The sequence below is a fragment of the Streptococcus sp. V940 genome, from assembly GCF_054353495.1.
Genome location: NZ_JBTHHZ010000001.1, coordinates 378,137 through 396,335, shown reverse-complemented (window position 1 = coordinate 396,335; position 18,199 = coordinate 378,137). Strand labels below are relative to the sequence as shown.

At 39.9% G+C, this 18,199-nt stretch carries 19 protein-coding genes; 5 read left to right on the top strand and 14 right to left on the bottom strand.

Features of this window, described 5'->3' with window-relative positions; translation table 11 throughout:
• Positions 1 to 104: 104 nt before the first annotated feature.
• The 6 genes from ACXYSM_RS02090 to ACXYSM_RS02065 all read right to left on the bottom strand — a co-directional run bounded on the left by ACXYSM_RS02090 (position 105) and on the right by ACXYSM_RS02065 (position 4,212).
• Positions 105 to 1,265 (bottom strand): ABC transporter substrate-binding protein, encoded by a 1,161-nt coding sequence (locus ACXYSM_RS02090; RefSeq protein WP_195184153.1) that lies wholly within the window; start codon positions 1,263 to 1,265, stop codon positions 105 to 107.
• A gap of 87 nt (positions 1,266 to 1,352) precedes the next feature.
• Positions 1,353 to 1,622, bottom strand: coding sequence for a YlbG family protein (locus tag ACXYSM_RS02085; RefSeq protein WP_004252368.1), 270 nt, complete (start codon positions 1,620 to 1,622; stop codon positions 1,353 to 1,355).
• 75 nt (positions 1,623 to 1,697) lie between these two features.
• Complete coding sequence (gene clpP / locus ACXYSM_RS02080; RefSeq protein ID WP_004252366.1) at positions 1,698 to 2,288, bottom strand: ATP-dependent Clp protease proteolytic subunit ClpP; 591 nt, start codon at positions 2,286 to 2,288, stop codon at positions 1,698 to 1,700.
• 160 nt (positions 2,289 to 2,448) lie between these two features.
• Positions 2,449 to 3,078, bottom strand: a complete 630-nt coding sequence (upp, locus tag ACXYSM_RS02075; RefSeq protein ID WP_004252365.1) for a uracil phosphoribosyltransferase — start codon at positions 3,076 to 3,078, stop codon at positions 2,449 to 2,451.
• Positions 3,079 to 3,168: 90 nt separating this feature from the next.
• Positions 3,169 to 3,636, bottom strand: coding sequence for a deoxycytidylate deaminase (locus tag ACXYSM_RS02070; RefSeq protein ID WP_006155564.1), 468 nt, complete (start codon positions 3,634 to 3,636; stop codon positions 3,169 to 3,171).
• An 18-nt stretch (positions 3,637 to 3,654) separates the two neighbouring features.
• Complete coding sequence (locus ACXYSM_RS02065) at positions 3,655 to 4,212, bottom strand: TetR/AcrR family transcriptional regulator (RefSeq protein WP_070677977.1); 558 nt, start codon at positions 4,210 to 4,212, stop codon at positions 3,655 to 3,657.
• A 124-nt stretch (positions 4,213 to 4,336) separates the two neighbouring features.
• On the opposite strand from ACXYSM_RS02065, the gene ACXYSM_RS02060 reads away from it, so the two are divergent.
• The 4 genes from ACXYSM_RS02060 to ACXYSM_RS02045 are packed head-to-tail and all read left to right on the top strand — an operon-like array spanning position 4,337 to position 7,443.
• Positions 4,337 to 5,182 (top strand): DegV family protein, encoded by an 846-nt coding sequence (locus ACXYSM_RS02060; RefSeq protein WP_247912636.1) that lies wholly within the window; start codon positions 4,337 to 4,339, stop codon positions 5,180 to 5,182.
• A 56-nt stretch (positions 5,183 to 5,238) separates the two neighbouring features.
• Positions 5,239 to 6,417, top strand: a complete 1,179-nt coding sequence (locus ACXYSM_RS02055; protein WP_458634181.1) for a BaiN/RdsA family NAD(P)/FAD-dependent oxidoreductase — start codon at positions 5,239 to 5,241, stop codon at positions 6,415 to 6,417.
• A 38-nt stretch (positions 6,418 to 6,455) separates the two neighbouring features.
• Positions 6,456 to 6,977 carry a DUF1697 domain-containing protein gene (locus tag ACXYSM_RS02050; RefSeq protein ID WP_225750752.1) on the top strand — a complete coding sequence of 174 codons (522 nt, stop codon included), beginning with the start codon at positions 6,456 to 6,458 and terminating at the stop codon, positions 6,975 to 6,977.
• A gap of 10 nt (positions 6,978 to 6,987) precedes the next feature.
• On the top strand, positions 6,988 to 7,443 hold the full coding sequence (locus ACXYSM_RS02045; RefSeq protein ID WP_225750556.1) for an 8-oxo-dGTP diphosphatase: 456 nt from the start codon (positions 6,988 to 6,990) through the stop codon (positions 7,441 to 7,443).
• A 32-nt stretch (positions 7,444 to 7,475) separates the two neighbouring features.
• Here the strand turns inward: ACXYSM_RS02045 and ACXYSM_RS02040 are convergent, their stop codons facing one another.
• Complete coding sequence (locus tag ACXYSM_RS02040) at positions 7,476 to 8,216, bottom strand: MerR family transcriptional regulator (protein WP_458634180.1); 741 nt, start codon at positions 8,214 to 8,216, stop codon at positions 7,476 to 7,478.
• Between the two features lie 249 nt (positions 8,217 to 8,465).
• Here ACXYSM_RS02040 and ACXYSM_RS02035 point away from each other — a divergent pair, with 249 nt between their 5' ends.
• On the top strand, positions 8,466 to 9,806 hold the full coding sequence (locus tag ACXYSM_RS02035) for a sodium-dependent transporter (RefSeq protein WP_458634179.1): 1,341 nt from the start codon (positions 8,466 to 8,468) through the stop codon (positions 9,804 to 9,806).
• A gap of 42 nt (positions 9,807 to 9,848) precedes the next feature.
• Here ACXYSM_RS02035 and manA read toward each other — a convergent pair whose 3' ends face one another.
• The 7 genes from manA to lctO all read right to left on the bottom strand — a co-directional run bounded on the left by manA (position 9,849) and on the right by lctO (position 18,151).
• Complete coding sequence (gene manA / locus ACXYSM_RS02030; protein ID WP_458634178.1) at positions 9,849 to 10,793, bottom strand: mannose-6-phosphate isomerase, class I; 945 nt, start codon at positions 10,791 to 10,793, stop codon at positions 9,849 to 9,851.
• Positions 10,794 to 10,943: 150 nt separating this feature from the next.
• Positions 10,944 to 11,522, bottom strand: coding sequence for a DUF3592 domain-containing protein (locus ACXYSM_RS02025; RefSeq protein WP_458634177.1), 579 nt, complete (start codon positions 11,520 to 11,522; stop codon positions 10,944 to 10,946).
• Positions 11,523 to 11,681: 159 nt separating this feature from the next.
• Positions 11,682 to 13,457, bottom strand: a complete 1,776-nt coding sequence (gene spxB, locus ACXYSM_RS02020; protein WP_458634176.1) for a pyruvate oxidase — start codon at positions 13,455 to 13,457, stop codon at positions 11,682 to 11,684.
• Positions 13,458 to 13,788: 331 nt separating this feature from the next.
• A complete protein-coding gene (locus ACXYSM_RS02015) occupies positions 13,789 to 16,011 on the bottom strand; it encodes a heavy metal translocating P-type ATPase (RefSeq protein ID WP_458634175.1) in 2,223 nt (740 codons plus the stop codon).
• A 9-nt stretch (positions 16,012 to 16,020) separates the two neighbouring features.
• Positions 16,021 to 16,392, bottom strand: a complete 372-nt coding sequence (locus ACXYSM_RS02010) for a cupredoxin domain-containing protein (protein WP_004252344.1) — start codon at positions 16,390 to 16,392, stop codon at positions 16,021 to 16,023.
• Between the two features lie 10 nt (positions 16,393 to 16,402).
• Positions 16,403 to 16,798, bottom strand: a complete 396-nt coding sequence (locus tag ACXYSM_RS02005) for a CopY/TcrY family copper transport repressor (protein WP_458634174.1) — start codon at positions 16,796 to 16,798, stop codon at positions 16,403 to 16,405.
• Positions 16,799 to 17,014: 216 nt separating this feature from the next.
• Positions 17,015 to 18,151, bottom strand: a complete 1,137-nt coding sequence (gene lctO / locus ACXYSM_RS02000) for an L-lactate oxidase (protein WP_458634173.1) — start codon at positions 18,149 to 18,151, stop codon at positions 17,015 to 17,017.
• Positions 18,152 to 18,199: the final 48 nt, after the last annotated feature.

The following is an 18,199-nucleotide window of genomic DNA, read 5'->3' as shown; positions in this document are numbered from 1 at the left end:
CTTTCTAAGTTTTATTTTTAGGATTTTATAAAAAATAATCCCTTTATAAATACCGAAACAGGGAGTGAGTAAAAGCTCATTCCCCATTTACGATATCTATAAAATTATGGTTTTACGACTTCTGCCGCATCTACTTTACCATTATTCATGGTCATCATGAAGGCTGTTTTCACAGTGTTATGATCTGCATCAAAGCTTGTTTGACCTGTAACACCTTCGAAGTTTTGTGTTTTAGCAAGATTGTTCTTGATATCAACTGAAGTTTTTGCACCTTTTGCTGCATTAGCTACAAGGTAAACTGAGTCATAAGCAAGAGCTGCAAATGTTGAAGGATCTTCGTTATATTTTGCACGATAAGCTTCAAGGAAGGCTTTTGCTTTATCTGAAACATCAACAGTAGTTGAGAATCCTGAGATGAAGTAGATATTTGATGCGCGTTCAGCAGTTGCTTGTTGAACAAATTCTGCACCGTTAAATCCGTCACCACCGATGATTGGCTTATCAATTCCCATACCACGAGCTTGGTTTACAATCTTACCAGCTTCTGTGTAGTAACCTGGCAATACGATTGCATCAAAGTCTTTATCTTTGATTTTTGTCAAAGCTGCTTGGAAGTCTGTATCACCTGATACAAATGTTTCATCTGCTACGATTTCACCTGTGAATGAATCACGGAAAGATTTTGCAATACCTTTAGCGTAGTCACTTGAGTTATCTGTATACAAGACCACTTTCTTAGCGTTCAATTTGTTTGAAACGTAGTTTGAGATGATTTTTCCTTGGAAACTATCTTGGAATGTTCCGATGAAGAGGAAATCTTGACCTTTTGTCAAACCATCTTGAGTAGCACTTGGAGAAATCAATGGAACTCCAGCTTGTGTAGCATTTGCTACTGCTGCTGCAGTTGCACCTGAAGTCGCAGGCCCTACGATAGCTGCTACCTTAGATTGAGTCACAAGGTTTGTTGAAACAGAAGCAGCTTCAGCAGTTTCAGATTTGTTGTCTTTGTCGACTACTTCGATTTGTTTTCCATCGATACCACCTGCTGCGTTGATTTCATCAACTGCAAGTTGAGCACCCTTTTGCTCAGAAGTACCGTAAGATGCTACAGCACCAGTTTCTTCGAAGTTGAAACCAATTTTTACAACTTTTTCATCGATTGGGTTACCAGTTGTGTTTGAAGCTCCTGACTTCACTTCCCCACAAGCTGCTAAAAGAGCTGTACTTGCAAGAGCTACAAGTGACAATGCAAATTTTTTCTTCATGTTTATCTCCTTTTAATGTTCAATTTAAATTACATGTTAAGAATATACCGAATTATCAGAAAATTGTCAACAAGTTTCTCTCACTTTTTAAATGATAACGTTTTCGCTAGTTTTATATAGGTTCCCAACGAAAGGAGTTTCCAATTCTTGGATATGACAAACTCTCACTTTCTTGATAAATTTCTCTTTTCCTAAACGATTTACCAGTTCTTCTACTTCCTCTGTTGGGACATAAAGTTGTAGGTAACGATGTTTTTTTGAGTGGTAACAAATATCACCATAATTTGCGAGTTTTTTAGCATCGCGATTATAGTATAAATAGATAATCAGACCAGACCGATTCTCTTTTTGAAACATAATTCAACTTCCTTCTTACAATCTTCCTTCTATTATATCAAAAAAAACAAGCTCAGTCGAGCTTGCTTTAGTAGTTTAATTCAAAGAATTATTAGCCATAATTTCGTCAATAAAACCGTAGTCAAGAGTTTCTTGAGCGCTCATCCAGTAATCACGTTCAGCATCTTTATGGATTTGCTCAACAGATTTGCCAGAATTATCTGCTAGGATTTGCTCCAAAGTCTTACGAGTTTTAAGTAAGTGTTCAGCAGCGATGGCCATATCAGTCTGCTGAGTACCACCACCTGTACCACCCATTGGTTGGTGAATCATGTATTCTGCATTTGGAAGCATGAAACGTTTACCCTTTGCTCCACTTGATGCAATGACAGTCCCCATTGAGGCTGCCATTCCCATAACGATAGTTTGGACATCTGCCTTGATAAAGTTCATAGTATCAACGATTGCCAAACCAGCTGATACAGAACCTCCAGGAGTGTTTACATAAAGGTAAATATCTTTTGTACTATCTTGGGCATCCAAGAAAAGTAATTGGGCGATAACTGAGTTTGCCATATTGTCTTCGACTGGTCCAGTCAACATGATAATGCGGTCCTTAAGAAGACGTGAGTAAATGTCATACGAGCGTTCTCCACGACTTGTTTGTTCAATAACTACAGGAATCATTCATTTCTCCTTTTGATTTCTAATTTCTTTGTTAATAGGATTATTATATATCCTTGGTCAAAAAAGGTCAAATTTTTGCTCTATCCTAATAACAGATACAAAAATTCAACCTCCTTTCAAAACTAAGACTAGGCTATAGTCTCAATATCACTTTAGAATCTTATTTTGTTCCGAACAAGCGGTCTCCAGCGTCTCCAAGACCTGGAACGATGTAACCATGTTCGTTCAAGCGTTCATCCAAAGCTGCTGTAAAGATTTCTACATCAGGGTGTGCTGCTTGAAGTGCCTTCACACCTTCTGGAGCTGATACAAGGCAGACAAACTTGATGTTTGAAGCTCCACGTTTTTTGAGGGAGTCAACAGCCAAAATCGCTGATCCACCTGTTGCAAGCATAGGATCAACTACAAAAATTTGACGTTGGTCAATATCTTCAGGTAATTTTACCAAGTATTCTACTGGTTGAAGGGTTTCTTCGTCACGGTACATACCAATGTGACCAACTTTTGCTGCTGGAACCAAACTCAATAGTCCATCAACCATACCAATACCTGCACGCAAGATTGGGACAATCGCCAATTTTTTACCAGCCAACTGTTTTTGAACTGTTTTTGTGATAGGTGTTTCGATTTCTACATCTTCAAGTGGAAGATCACGAAGCACTTCATATCCCATCAACATTGCAATCTCGTCTACTAGTTCGCGAAAAGCTTTTGTAGAAGTGTCAGTGCGACGCAAGATTGATAATTTGTGTTGAATCAGTGGATGATTAATAACTTCAAGTTTTCCCATTTTCAGAATTCCTTCTTTCAATTTATTCTTCTTATTATATCAAAAAATGGTTTAAAAAGCTTTCTAAACCATTTATTTTTTTTATAATTTCTAGATTAGGTGAGCCTCTTGGAGAGCTGCCTGCACTGTTTCAAGTGGTAGGTGAGTTAATTCTGTTCCCTTTTCTTGATAAAGGTGTTGGGCATAGTCATCCATACGGTATTGGTTGATATAAACAACACGCTCACAACCTACCTGAAGCAGTTGTTTTGTACAGTTGAGGCATGGAAAATGAGTGACATAGGCTGTGAAACCTTTTGGAACGCCACGCTCTGACCCTTGTAAGATAGCATTCACTTCTGCATGAAGGGTGCGGACACAGTGGCCTTCAATCACCAGACAGTCATGATCTATACAATGCTCTGTTCCTGATACAGAACCATTATAGCCTGTTGAAATAACCTTGTTATCCTTGACTAAAACAGCCCCTACCTTGGCACGTTTACAGGTTGAGCGATTGGCAATCAATAGGGCTTGAGCAGCAAAATACTCATCCCAAGCTAGTCTTTTTTCTGTCATAGCATTTCTCCTCATGTTTTATTTTTTGAAAAATGGCAGGCGTAGATCTGCGATTTTTTCAGCAGGAACCTTCATTCCATCCTTGATCCATTTAAGCAAGACCGATACTATGGCCGAACTCCAAAAAGAATGTAGGTAAGAGCTAACACCTTTTGATTTTCCATAGTATTTTTCTAGAAATTCTTGCATGGCTTGCACAAAGATTTTTTCTAAGTGATAGTCTAGGGCAAGCTGAATAACCTTAGCTTCTTTCTTGGCTTCTCTAAAGAGGTGAACCCATACAAGATAAAGATCTGTTTTAACATCGTAATGACTCAACTGCTCCATGATGTTATGGACGCTACGTTTAAAGACACTTTCTAAAATCTCTTCTTTGGATTCATAATTTCGATAAAAAGCTGCACGAGAAACGCCAGCACGCTTGACCAACTCAGAAATGCTAATCTTAGCCAACTCCTTTTTCTCCAAGAGTTGCAAAAGAGCTGTTTCAATCGCTTCTCTGGTTAGCAAATTAGATTCTTGATTTGATTTTCTAAGGTTTTCAAGCGATTTTTCAGATATTTTACGTTCAGACATAACAATTTCTTTCTACTTGTGACAACAGAGAGGTACTACTTTTGTTTCAAGGGCTTTCATGATATAATTGTAAAAAAAGACAGAACCTTTGTCAATGTATAAGTGATAAAGATGGAGAATTTCTATGACTTGGAAGATTGTAGCTGACTCTGGTTGTGATTATCGCCAGCTGGAAAACCTTGCTTTTGATACTGAATTTGTCAGTGTTCCCTTAAAGATTCAGGTAGCGGATCAAGTCTTTGTCGATGATGCCAATCTGGATATCGATAAGATGATGGAAACTATGTATGCGACTTCTGAAGCTTCAAAATCAGCCTGCCCTAGTCCTGATGATTACTTACGAGCATTCGAAGGTGCCAAACATATTCTTGTAGTGACTATCACTGGAACTCTCTCTGGTAGCCACAATAGTGCTCAATTAGCTAAGAATATTTATCTCGAAGAACACCCTGATACTCAGATTCATGTCATCGATAGCTTATCAGCTGGTGGGGAAGTTGACCTAATCGTCGAAAAGATCAATGATTTGATCAAACAAGGACTTTCTTTTGAAGAAGTCGTTGAAGTGATTACTACTTACCAAGAAAAAACGAAGTTGTTGTTCGTTCTTGCTAAAGTGGATAACCTGGTTAAAAACGGTCGATTGAGTAAGCTTATCGGTACAGTTGTCGGGCTCCTCAATATTCGTATGGTTGGTGAAGCAAGCGAAACTGGAACCTTAGAACTCCTCCAAAAAGCTCGTGGTGCTAAAAAGTCCCTTCAGGCTGCCTATGAAGAGTTAATCAAAGCTGGCTATGCTGGTGGGCGTATCGTCATGGCTCACCGCAGCAATGAAAAATTCTGCCAACAGCTCTCAGAGCTCTTACGAGAAAAATACCCACAAGCTGACATTAAAATCATCCCAACTTCTGGACTCTGCAGTTTCTATGCGGAAGAAGGCGGGCTCCTCATGGGATACGAAATCAACTAATAAATCTGACAAGAGATGTCTAATCATCTCTTGTTTTTTTATGGTACAATACTCTTATGAAACATTTTGATACTATTGTCATCGGAGGAGGCCCTGCTGGTATGATGGCTACGATTTCCAGTAGCTTTTACGGGCAGAAAACCCTTCTCATTGAAAAAAATCGGAAACTTGGAAAAAAATTAGCTGGAACTGGCGGTGGTCGTTGCAATGTGACCAACAACGGAACTCTAGACGATCTACTCGCTGGCATCCCTGGAAATGGGCGATTTCTATACAGTGTCTTCTCCCAGTTTGATAACCATGATATCATCAACTTTTTCACAGAAAATGGTGTTAAACTCAAGGTTGAAGACCACGGCCGTGTCTTTCCAGCCAGCGATAAATCTCGTACCATAATCGAGGCTCTGGAGAAGAAAATCATGGAGCTAGGTGGGCAAATTGCTACTCAAACAGAGATTGTTTCTGTTAAAAAGATAGACGACCAGTTTGTCCTTAAGTCCGCAGACCAGACCTTTACTTGTAATAAACTCATTGTCACAACAGGTGGTAAGTCTTATCCTTCTACTGGTTCGACTGGTTTTGGTCACGAGATTGCCCGCCATTTCAAACACACCATTACCGAACTTGAGGCTGCTGAAAGTCCCTTATTGACGGATTTCCCGCATAAAGCCTTGCAGGGAATTTCCCTAGATGATGTAACCCTCAGCTATGGCAAGCACGTCATCACCCATGATCTGCTCTTTACCCACTTTGGTTTATCTGGTCCTGCTGCTTTGCGTATGTCTAGCTTTGTCAAGGGTGGCGAAATCCTGACTTTAGATGTTTTCCCACAACTTTCTGAAGGCGACTTAGTAAATTTTCTAGAAGAAAACCGTGAAAAATCCTTAAAAAATGCCTTGAAGACTTTGCTCCCTGAACGCTTGGCAGAATTCTTGGTGCAAGGCTACCCAGAAAAGGTCAAACAACTAACAGAAAAAGAACGCGACCAACTTATCCAGTCTATCAAGTCCCTCAAGATTCCTGTAACAGGGAAGATGTCTCTTGCCAAGTCCTTTGTGACTAAGGGAGGGGTCAGCCTCAAGGAAATCAATCCTAAAACGCTGGAAAGCAAACTGGTTCCTGGACTCCACTTTGCTGGCGAAGTACTAGATATCAATGCCCACACGGGTGGCTTTAACATCACTTCTGCCCTCTGTACTGGCTGGGTGGCAGGCTCAAACTTAATCTATAAATGATTTAGTATCTAAGGATGTTAGATAAGAAAGGAACTACTTTGGAACATATTATCTTACTAAGGGGAGTTACTCCTAATGGAAAAAATGCTATCCCTAAAATGTCTTATCTAGTAGATATCTTGATAGAGGCTGATTTTCAACACGTTCGAACCTATATTCAAAGTGGGAATATCATTCTTGAAAGTGACTTATCTCTGGAAGAAATACGAGAACAGGTTCACACTCTAATAAAGGAAAAAATTGGTGCTGATTTAAAAATGGTAATCAAGAACAAAAATGATTTTGCAAAAATTGTCCAAGAAAACCCATTTGGAAAACACTATCTTTTTGACCGAATACATGTGATCCTTTTTCAAAATGATATCCAAAGTCTACCATTAGAAAAATTGGATAGTGAATATGGTGAAGAAGAAATTTGTATCGGCAACCATTGTCTTTACCTCTATCTCCCTAGAACTGCAAAACGAAAAAAACTTAATACCAACTATCTTGAAAAGCTGTTCGGCGTTGATCTGACCATGCGAAAGTTAAACGTGGTAGAAAAATTACTAACAAAATAGGAAAAATAATATGATCAGAAGAGAATCAGTCGAATTTGTCAACATGTGCTTGATTAAAAATGGGGACAAGGTCCTAGTTCAAGACCGACTTAGTCCTAACTGGCCTGGCATTACTTTTCCTGGTGGTCATGTTGAACGTGGCGAATCCTTTGTCGATGCTGTCATTCGCGAAGTGAAGGAAGAAACTGGTCTGACCATTTCTAAACCCCAACTCTGTGGTATCAAAGACTGGTATGATGACGAGGACTTTCGTTATGTTGTCCTCTTTTACAAAACAGAACACTTTACTGGTGAGCTCCAATCTTCAGACGAAGGAAAAGTCTGGTGGGAGGATTTTGAAAATCTATCTCATCTCAAACTAGCTACTGAGGATATGTCTGATATGCTTCGTGTTTTTCTCGAAGAGGACCTCAGTGAATTCTTTTACTATAAGGATGGGGAAGACTGGTTTTACCAACTCAAATAACAGTAAATCGGCAGAGATCACTCCGCCGACTTTTATTTTGTCTGAGCTCGAACATAGTGAGCAATGACATCTGATGTGTACTGAGCTGTTCCAGGTCCAAATTTGTCAATGTTTTCCTTGAACTCTGGATTATAGACATAGCCTTGGCCGATATAACCGAAGACCTCGATAGAGCAGTCAAATCCATAAGTACGAATAGCTTGCAAGAGTTTGCCAGCTTCTTCTTGGTTTTCGGTTGCTGTTGCAGGTAAACCAGTTTGAAGGTTTTGTGCCAAGGCTTGAAAGACTTGATTAAAGGCTGATGCAACCTCATCCTCTCGTCCTTTTTGACGATCAAGGGCTTGATCCATGACTTCTTGGCCATACTTGTCTACCGCCTCTTGGTGGTATTTTTGATTGTCTTGGTAGCTAAATCCAGTGAATTTTTCTTGAATGGTCATTTTTATTTCTCCTTTTTGTTCTTGAATGGTTTTTTGTAAGGTTGAAATTAAGGTATCCAGATGTTGCCTCTCCTGGGTTAAATAATCCAACTGTCTAGTTAAATGTGACAATATATCTGTCGTATCTTCCTTCAATAACTCTGCTATTTTTTCTAAAGAAAAACCTAGATATTTGTAATAAAGAATAACCTGAAGTCGTTCTAAATCCTCTTGACTGTAAATTCGATAGCCATTTTCTGACTTTAACGGAACCAAGAGTCCTATCTTATCGTAATGATGCAGGGTCTTGACAGAGACGCCTGAAAGCTGCGCAGCTTCTTTGATATGGTACATGATTTTCTCCTCACATTGATAGTATACACCCTTCCCTTAGGTCAGAGTCAAGCTTTATTTAGAAAATTTTTTTAACTTTTGAAAAAGGTATGAAAAACCGAAAATGGTTTTCTTGACAGGCTTCAGAAAACATGATAGGATAATCAAGTCTATCAATCAAATAAAAAGCTCAAAAGAGCAATTGAGAGAGGGCTATTTGACAACTCAAGTAGCCTTTTCTTATTTTAAAAATAGATTGGAGTTTTAACGATGTCTGAAAAATCGCAATGGGGCTCAAAACTGGGCTTCATCCTTGCATCTGCTGGTTCAGCTATTGGTCTTGGGGCTGTTTGGAAGTTCCCTTATATGACCGCTGCCAATGGTGGGGGAGGTTTCTTACTGGTCTTTCTTATCTCGACACTATTGATTGGATTTCCACTTTTACTTGCTGAGTTTGCTCTTGGTCGGAGTGCTGGCGTGTCAGCAATCAAAACCTTTGGAAAATTGGGCGATAACAAGAACTACAATTTTATCGGTTGGATCGGTGCCTTTGTCCTTTTCATCCTCTTATCTTTCTACAGTGTTATTGGTGGATGGGTTTTAGTTTATCTAGGTATCGCTATTGCTAAAGCCTTCCAAGTTGGGATTAGCAGTGATTATGCCCAGCTCTTCACAGATATTATTTCTAATCCTTGGATTGCCCTTGGGTCTCAAGCTCTTTTTATCTTCCTAAACATCTTTATTGTATCTAAAGGAGTTCAAAAAGGTATTGAAAGAGCATCTAAGGTTATGATGCCCCTACTTTTTATCATCTTTGTCATTATTATCGGGCGTTCTCTTAGCTTGCCAAATGCTATGGAAGGCGTCGTTTACTTCCTCAAACCTGACTTTTCAAAACTAACAAGTGCTGGACTTCTCTATGCACTGGGTCAATCTTTCTTTGCACTATCCCTTGGAGTTACAGCCATGCTGACCTACGCTTCCTACCTAGACAAGAAGACCAAGCTTGTCCAATCAGGTATGTCCATCGTAGCCTTGAACATTTCAGTTTCTATCATGGCGGGACTTGCGATTTTCCCTGCGATGTCAGCCTTTAATATCCAATCTGAAGGTGGACCAAGTCTCCTCTTTATTGTTTTGCCGCAACTCTTTGACAATATGCCTTTTGGTACTATTTTCTATATTCTCTTTCTCTTGCTTTTCCTCTTTGCGACGATAACTTCTTCAGTCGTCATGCTTGAGATCAACGTTGGAAATATCACCAACCAAAACAATCGTAAGCGTGCTAAGTGGAGTATGATTTTAGGTGTATTGACTTTTGTCTTTGGTATCCCTTCGGCCCTATCCTATGGTGTGATGGCTGATGTCCATATCTTTGGAAAGACCTTCTTTGACGCCATGGATTTCTTGGTTTCCAACCTCCTCATGCCTTTCGGTGCTTTCTGCTTGTCTCTTTTTACAGGCTTTATCTTTAAAAAAGCACTCGCTATGGAGGAATTGCATCTTGATGAAACACCTTGGAAACAAGGACTTTTCCAAGTCTGGCTCTTCCTTCTTCGTTACATTATCCCGATTATCATTATCGTGGTCTTTATCGCCCAATTTATGTAAATACAAAAAAGGACTTGAGAATATCTCTCAAGTCTTTTCTTTTTATGGATGGCTAACAATCAATTCTAAATCTGATCCTTCCAAGGTCCAAGCTTCAACATCACTTGGTAAGATAAAGTGGCTACCTTTTTGGATTGGATATTCTTTTCCGTCTACAGTCAGTTTCCCTTGACCGGCCAAGACACTCAACAAGCTGTAATCAGCCGTCTTCTCAAATTCAACTTTTCCTGTGATTTCCCACTTGTAGACAGCAAAGAAATCATTAGAGACAAGTAAAGTTGAACGCAAATCATCTGCTTTGACAGTCACAGGACGACTGTTTGCAGGCTCACCAATATTCAAAACATCGATTGATTTTTCGAGGTGAAGTTCACGCAAGTTGCCATTATCATCCTTGCGGTCAAAGTCATAGACACGGTAGGTTGTATCACTAGACTGTTGCGTTTCAAGAATCAAGATTCCCGCACCGATAGCATGCATGGTTCCACTTGGTACATAGAAGAAATCTCCAGCCTTAACAGGTACTTTTGTAAGCAAGGCATCCCAGTTTTTGTCTTCGATTTGCTGGCGGAGTTCTTCTTTAGACTTAGCATTGTGGCCGTAAATAATCTCTGAACCTTCATCTGCAGCGATGATATACCAGCACTCTGTCTTTCCAAGTTCGCCTTCATGCTCTAGTCCATAAGCATCATCTGGGTGAACTTGAACACTGAGCCAGTCATTGGCATCAAGGATTTTGGTCAAGAGCGGAAATACAGGCTCTGGACGGTTGCCAAACAACTCACGGTGTTCTGCATACAAAGTAGCGAGGTCTGTTCCTTCATAGCGGCCACTGGCTACCTTAGACACTCCATTTGGATGAGCTGAGATTGCCCAATATTCTCCGATTTTTTCACTCGGAATGTCGTAACCAAACTCATCACGAAGTTTAGTCCCACCCCAGATTTTTTCTTGCATTACAGAATTTAAAAATAACGGTTCTGACATCTTGATCTCCTGTCTGATTTTTCTCCCTTCATTATAGCAAAAAAAGAGTTCTGATTGAACTCTTTTTCTTATCTTATAAAGTAGGGAGAAGATTTTATAAAAATAGTAACGATATGGATTTCATACTTTCGAAAAATCTACCAGAAACTATTAGTTCACAAGATTTGGAAGAATGAACACTATAAAGAAAGCTAGAGCAACCATCAGAAAAACAAGGAAATAAACTAAACATTTAGTCAACCATGCATAACGACCTGGTTTTAAAGGTCTTTCTACGTAGGAATATTTTGGTTTTTTAGGGTCATAATAAACAGCAACCTTACTACCCACTGGGAAATACTCTTCTAAAGGTGATTTGGTTAAAGAGATGAAACTGTTCCTATAAATTTTATATCTTAAAACCTGAGGAATTTCCCCATCTTCAAAATTGTCCATTTTGACATCAGATACGATTGAACCTAAGGGAGTACTGATTGTATTTGAAATCGCATATAAAAATTTCGGTCCTAAAACCTTGTATCGGTTCCCATTAACAGTGTACTCAACCACTGGAAGACTGATCCCGTTATAAAGAGCATAAGAGTATCGGATAATAACTCCTTCCGTTCTTTCGGTGCATCTCTTGGCATTTCTGTAATTACTAAAGATAAAAATGTCGAACATAAAATAGGTGAAGGCAGCAAAGCCTAACGACATTAAGCCAAATAATAGAAAGAAAGTTGTTGGCATCCTTTTCTCCTTAGAAAATTGTTATGAAGCTATTTTAACAAATTTAACAGAAAAGACAAGAAAAAAAAGACCGGATTGCTCCGATCTTTTCAAGTTTCTCTCTATGAAAATCAATGCATAAAATCTACAATGTTTACTTGTGATTTTCGACGAGAGGAATTATTTAATTGCGCGTGATTGCAATCCTTCTTCTTCTAAGAAGAGGCGGAATGGTACAAGCTCTTCAGCTTCGTATTTTTCCTTGAAGGCTTTGATTGCTTCTTCTGAGTGTTGTTTTGGATCCAACTCAAGTACTTCTACTGGAAGTGGACGGTGTTGAGTGATGTGAGCATCGATAACAACAGTTTTACCTTCTTTGTTCAATTTAACAGCTTCTGCAACAACTGCATCGATATCTTCGATACGGTCAACTGTAAATCCAACAGCTCCTTGAGCTTCAGCAATTTTAGCGTAGTCAGCATTAGGGAAGTCACAACCAAACAAGTGTTTGTTTGTGTCTTCGTATTTGTCCTTGATGAAGGCATATTTACCATTTGAGAAGACAACGTTGATAACAGGAAGGTCGTATTGAACGTTTGTGATAACGTCTGGGTAGCACATGTTGAATGCACCGTCACCCATGATGTTCCATACTTGGCGATCTGGATTGTCTTTCTTAGCAGCGATACCACCAGGAAGGGCAATACCCATTGTCGCAAAGAGTGGAGATGTACGCCACATGTTCTTAGGTGTCATGTGAAGGTGACGAGTAGATGTTTGAGTAGTATCACCTACGTCGATTGAGTAGATAGCGTCTTGATCAGCATGTTTGTTGATTGCATTGTAAACTTGATACAATTGCAATTCACCCTCAGTTTTACCTTCGAGTTTGTTCATATAATCACGCCAGTTTTGGTTGTTCTTCACGTTTGCACGCCACCATGGAGTAGATTCAACTGGGTTCACTTTATCGAGGATAGCTTTAGCTGCTTGACCTGCATCACCAAGGATTGAAGCGTCAAGGGCGTGACGTTTACCAAGTTTGTAAGGGTCAATATCCACTTGGATGAATTTTTCAGTGTTCTTGAATGCTTGGTAAACTTCAGCAAATGGGAAGTTTGAACCAAGGAAAAGAACTGTGTCTGCTTCAAAGACCACTTCGTTGGCTGGCTTCCAACCAACACGGTAAGCAGAACCTGTCAAACCTTCGTAGTTCCATTCGAAAGCTTCGAAGTTTTTACCAGTTGTGATGATTGGTGCTTTGATTTTACGTGACAATTCAGTGATTACTTCACCAGCTTTAACACCACCGTAACCAGCGTAGATAACTGGACGTTCAGCATTGTTCAAAATTTCAACAGCTTTGTCGATTTCAACTTCGTTCAAAGCAGGAGCGATGAATGAACGCTCGTAAGAACCTGAACCATAGTATGAGTTTTCGTCGATTTCTTGGAAACCAAAGTTTACTGGAATTTCAACGACAGCTGGACCTTTTCTAGAAACGGCAGCACGGCAAGCTTCGTCAATCACTTTTGGCAATTGTTCTGCGTAAGCTACACGTTTGTTGTAAACAGCGATACCGTTGTACATTGGGTTTTGGTTCAATTCTTGGAAGGCATCCATGTTCAATTCGTTAACTGGACGTGATCCAAGGATAGCAAGGAATGGAGTGTTATCCATAGCTGCATCGTAAACACCGTTGATCAAGTGAGTTGCACCAGGTCCACCTGAACCAACTGCAACACCGATAGATCCGCCAAATTTAGCTTGCATAACCGCTGCAAGAGCACCTGTTTCTTCGTGGCGAACTTGCAAGAAACGGATATCTTTGTCTTCAGCCAAAGCGTCCATCAATGAGCTGAGTGTTCCTGATGGGATACCGTAGATAGTATCTACGCCCCATGTTTTCAATACGTTGAGCATTGCTGCAGATGCAGTAATTTTCCCTTGAGTCATAATGATAACTCTCCTTCAAAATAATTTCATATATTTACAAAAAACGCTTTTATATGTTATTTGAAAACGATTCAGTAAATTTACAATCCTAATTTATCACATTTGATTTTAGATTTCTAAGTATATGCTCAGAAACTTTCATTCTCTATTACAGTACAGTTTGGAAGCGTTTTGAAAATCTGTTTTAGAATAGAAAAAAGCGGTTAAGACCGCCTTTTTATACTCAATGAAAATCAAAGAGCAAACTAGGAAGCTAGCCGCAGGTTGCTCAAAGCACAGCTTTGAGGTTGCAGATGAAGCTGACGTGGTTTGAAGAGATTTTCGAAGAGTATTAATCGACTTTAGTAAAATTAAGCATAAGAGAGCTGATTAAAACAGATACTGAACTAAAGGCCATGGCCAATCCTGCAAGTTCTGGATTGAGTACCAAACCAAGACCAGAAAACACTCCTGCTGCAATCGGAATACCAATGAGGTTATAGATAGAAGCCCAGAAAAGATTGAGTAGAATACGATTAAAGGTCTTCTTACTCATATCAAAAGCACGTGCCAATCCTAGTAAATTGTTGGTTGTAAGGACAAGATCTGCTGATTCGATGGCAATATCTGTCCCAGAGCCCATTGCAATTCCGACATCCGCTACACTGAGGGCCGGCGCATCATTGATACCATCTCCAACAAAGGCCAATTTGCCATTCTTTTGAAGCTTGTGAATTTCATGTGCCTTTTCCTCTGGCAAGACATTTGCGATCACTTCTTCGATTCCAATTTGCTCTGCAATCGCATGGGCTACTCCAGCATTATCTCCGGTAAGCATGACCGTTCTAAGACCACGTTTTTTCAATTTGGCAATAGCTTCTTTGGCATTTTCCTTAGGGACATCCTGCAAGGCAATTAAGCCTTTTAACTGACCATCCACGGATAGGAAGACAACTGTTTTTGCTTCTTTCTCAAGCAAATCAAATCGTTCTTGATAATCATGTGGAATAGCAAGGTCAGCTAAAAGTTTGGCATTACCCAGCAAGACTTGTTTACCATTAATAATCCCAGTCACACCTTTTCCATGCAAGGCTTGGAAGTTTTCCACTGGGTAAAGGCTAATTCCTAGTTCAGATGCACGATTTACAACTGCTTGAGCTAGCGGGTGTTGAGATACATCTTCCAGTGAAGCAGCCAAACTTAGCACTTCTCTTTCATCACCAATAACATCTGTCACTACTGGCTTCCCTTCGGTCAAGGTTCCTGTCTTATCAAAAACAACTGTTTGGACTTTTTGGATTTCCTGTAAAACTGTACCATTTTTGAGAAGAATCCCCATCTTGGCACTTCGTCCTGTTCCAACCATGAGTGCTGTCGGTGTCGCGAGTCCTAGTGCACAAGGACAGGCAATAATCAAAACAGCAACTCCATAGAGGAGCGACGTCACAAAGCTTTCTCCTAGGAAAACAAACCAGATCCAAAAAGTAAGAAGTCCTAAAATGACAACTGCTGGTACAAAAATCCCTGAAATCTTATCTGTCAAATCTTGAATAGGGGCGCGACTCGTTTGCGCTTTCTTCACAAAGTCCACAATTTGAGCCAACATAGTCTCAGAACCAACTTTTTCAGCTTTAAAGATGATCGTACCACTATTATTGATGGTTGAACCAATGACAGCATCTCCAACTGATTTATCGACTGGAATACTTTCCCCAGTCACCATTGATTCATCAATACTCGTTTCACCTTCTAACACAGTCCCATCAACGGCAATTTTTTCACCTGGTCGAACGCGAATGAGATCCCCAACTTTGACTTGTTCTAGAGGTATTTGAACATAAACATCATCACGCAAAACCTCTGCTGTCTTTGCTTGTAGGTCTAATAATTTTTCGACTGCCTGAGAAGTATTTTTTCGCATTTTTTCCTCAAAAACTGCTCCCAAAAGAATGAAGAAGAGGATAAATGCAGCACTTTCAAAGTAAACGGGCAGACCAGTGAAGAGGGCAACTAAGCTATAGAAATAGGCCACTATGGTTCCCAGAGCAACCAAGGTATCCATGTTGGAATTGTGCTTTTTAAAACTAGCCCAGGCGCTTCTGATATATGGAACTCCAGCTACCAGCATAATGGGTGTTGTGGCTAAAAAGGTGCCCCAACGCATGACTTGGTGACTAATTCCTCCTGTAGACATCCCAATCATGAGAATCACAAGAGGCACAGTAAAGATACTAGTAATCCAAAAACGCTGTAAAAGACTGAGAGACTTTTTAGTTTTTTCAACAACGGTGTAGGTCCCCTTTTGCATCTTCATGCCGCATGAAAATTCATGCTCACCCAAGTCTTGAGGCGTAAAGCGAATGACTTTTTCCTCATCTTGAGCGATTGGTTCTAGGATCCCTTCTTCTTCGAAGAGAATTTCCTTATAACAGTTTGAAGGTGTCACACGATGAAAGGTAATCTCAGCAGGAATCCCTTTTTGCAGTTGAATGTGGGCTGGATGGTAGCCTTTTTCTGCCGTGATACGGATTTTTTGAACACCATTTTCAAGACTTGCTTTTACAATTTCAGTCATATCATTCTCCTATTCTACAATCATCTTACCGTGCATCATATTCATGCCACAAGAGAAACCATACTCACCTGCTTCTTCAGGAGTGATTTCAACCACATATTGGTCTCCCATAGGCAGATCAGCATGCACACCAAAGTCTGGGAAAACGATTTGGTCCAAGCAAGGTGAAGGATCTTTTCGATCAAAAATAATACGAGCAGGTTGCGATTTTTTGAGGATAATAGTTCCTGGAGTGTAGCCCCCCATGACCTCCACTCGAATCTCCTGATAGCCATTTTTTTGCTGGGCTCTCTTAGCATCTTCTTGCGGTTTTTTGAAAAACCAAAAGAGGATAAAAGCAATCATTCCTAAAACAACAATAGATACAAATAGATTTAACATAGCGTCTCCTTTACATACAATTACATTTTACTTCTGTTACAGCACTTGCTTTTTTCTTAGAAATGACCTCTTCTAAGCCTTCTAAGTCGGCTAGGGTAAAGTCACATTCTTCAATCAAATCAGCTAGTAACTGCTTAATCCTTCGAGAACAAAGCTTATCTTTGATATCTTGGACAAGTAACTTCTTGCTATCTTCCTGTGTCAACAGGTCTGAATAGACAAAGGACTTGCCCTGTTTTTCCCGAGTCAAACATTCTTTCTCCACCAAACGAGCCAAGAGTGTCTGGATCGTGGATTTGGACCAGCTAAACCTTTTCTCTAATACTTTTATGAGATCAGTACTAGTCTGTTCTCCCTGCATCCAGATAATCTTCATGACCTGCCACTCTGCATCCGAAATCTGCATCAGCACACCTCCAAAATCTACATTTGTCAATTATAAAAATAAGTATACTCTCAAAATCTACATTTGTCAACTAAATTTCCTAAAAATTTTTAAAATAGTTTAAAATGTATTAAAATTTTTCTTATATACTCGTTAAGTTCACTTTTTAAACTCTCTTTCATGTTTACAAAAACATAACTCAAAAACCTCCACATGGAGTGGAGGTTTATTTTACTATTAATACAATTTTAAATCATGTGAATCAGCTGGGAAACTTGGATCATATGGATTGTGACGAAGCTTGAATCGTTTCACATCTTCAATTGTCTGTGTTCCAGATAACTGCATAACTGTCTTCAATTCATCATTCAAATGTTCAAAGACTTGGCGCACACCAACACTACCACCAAGGGCTAAACCATAGATTACAGGGCGGCCAATGGCTACTAAGTCAGCTCCAGAAGCCAAGGCTTTAAAGACGTGCTGACCACGGCGAACACCAGAGTCAAAAACAATTGGCACACGTTTATTTACTGCTTCAGCCACTTCTTGTAGCGAGTCAAACGCAGCCGGTCCACCATCAATTTGTCGACCTCCGTGGTTAGTTACCCAAATACCTGAAGCCCCTGCATCCAGTGAACGTTCAACGTCTTCACGGCATTGTGGACCTTTGACATAAACAGGAAGTCCTGAGTATTCTGCGATAAACTCTACATCTCGTGGAGACAAGCGTTGTTTGGCTGACTTGTAAACAAAGTCCATTGATTTTCCAGCACCTTCTGGCAGGTATTCCTCAACAATTGGCATACCAACGGGGAAGACAAAACCATTGCGCTTGTCGACCTCACGATTGCCCCCTACAGTAGCATCTGCTGTCAAGACAATCGCTTTGTAGCCTTCAGCCTTCACACGGTCCATGATATGGCGGTTAATACCGTCATCCTTACTAAAGTAAAATTGGAACCAATGAGGTGTTCCTTGAAGAGCTTCCGTAATTTCTGGAAGGTCAACGGTAGAGTAGGAACTAGTTGTATAAAGAGAACCAAATTCATGCACACCACGTGCAGTAGCCACTTCACCTTGTTCATTTGCTAATTTATGAGCCGCAACAGGCGCCATAATGATTGGTGAAGATAATTTTTCACCTGCAAATTCAATCTCTGTACTTGGATTTTCAACATCACAAAGCGTATGAGGAACAATAAGTTTGTGGTTAAAGGCACGGATGTTCTCGCGTAAAGTGAAAGTATCTTCTGCTCCACTAGCGATATAACCAAAGGCAGCTTTGGGAATGACCTGTTGTGCCATTGGCTCCAAATCATAAGTGTTAATAAAATCTACAGGTCCTTCTGCATTGCTTGTTTTATATGACATAAAGTGTCCTCCTTGTTAAGTAAGCGTTTACTTTAACTTACATTAACT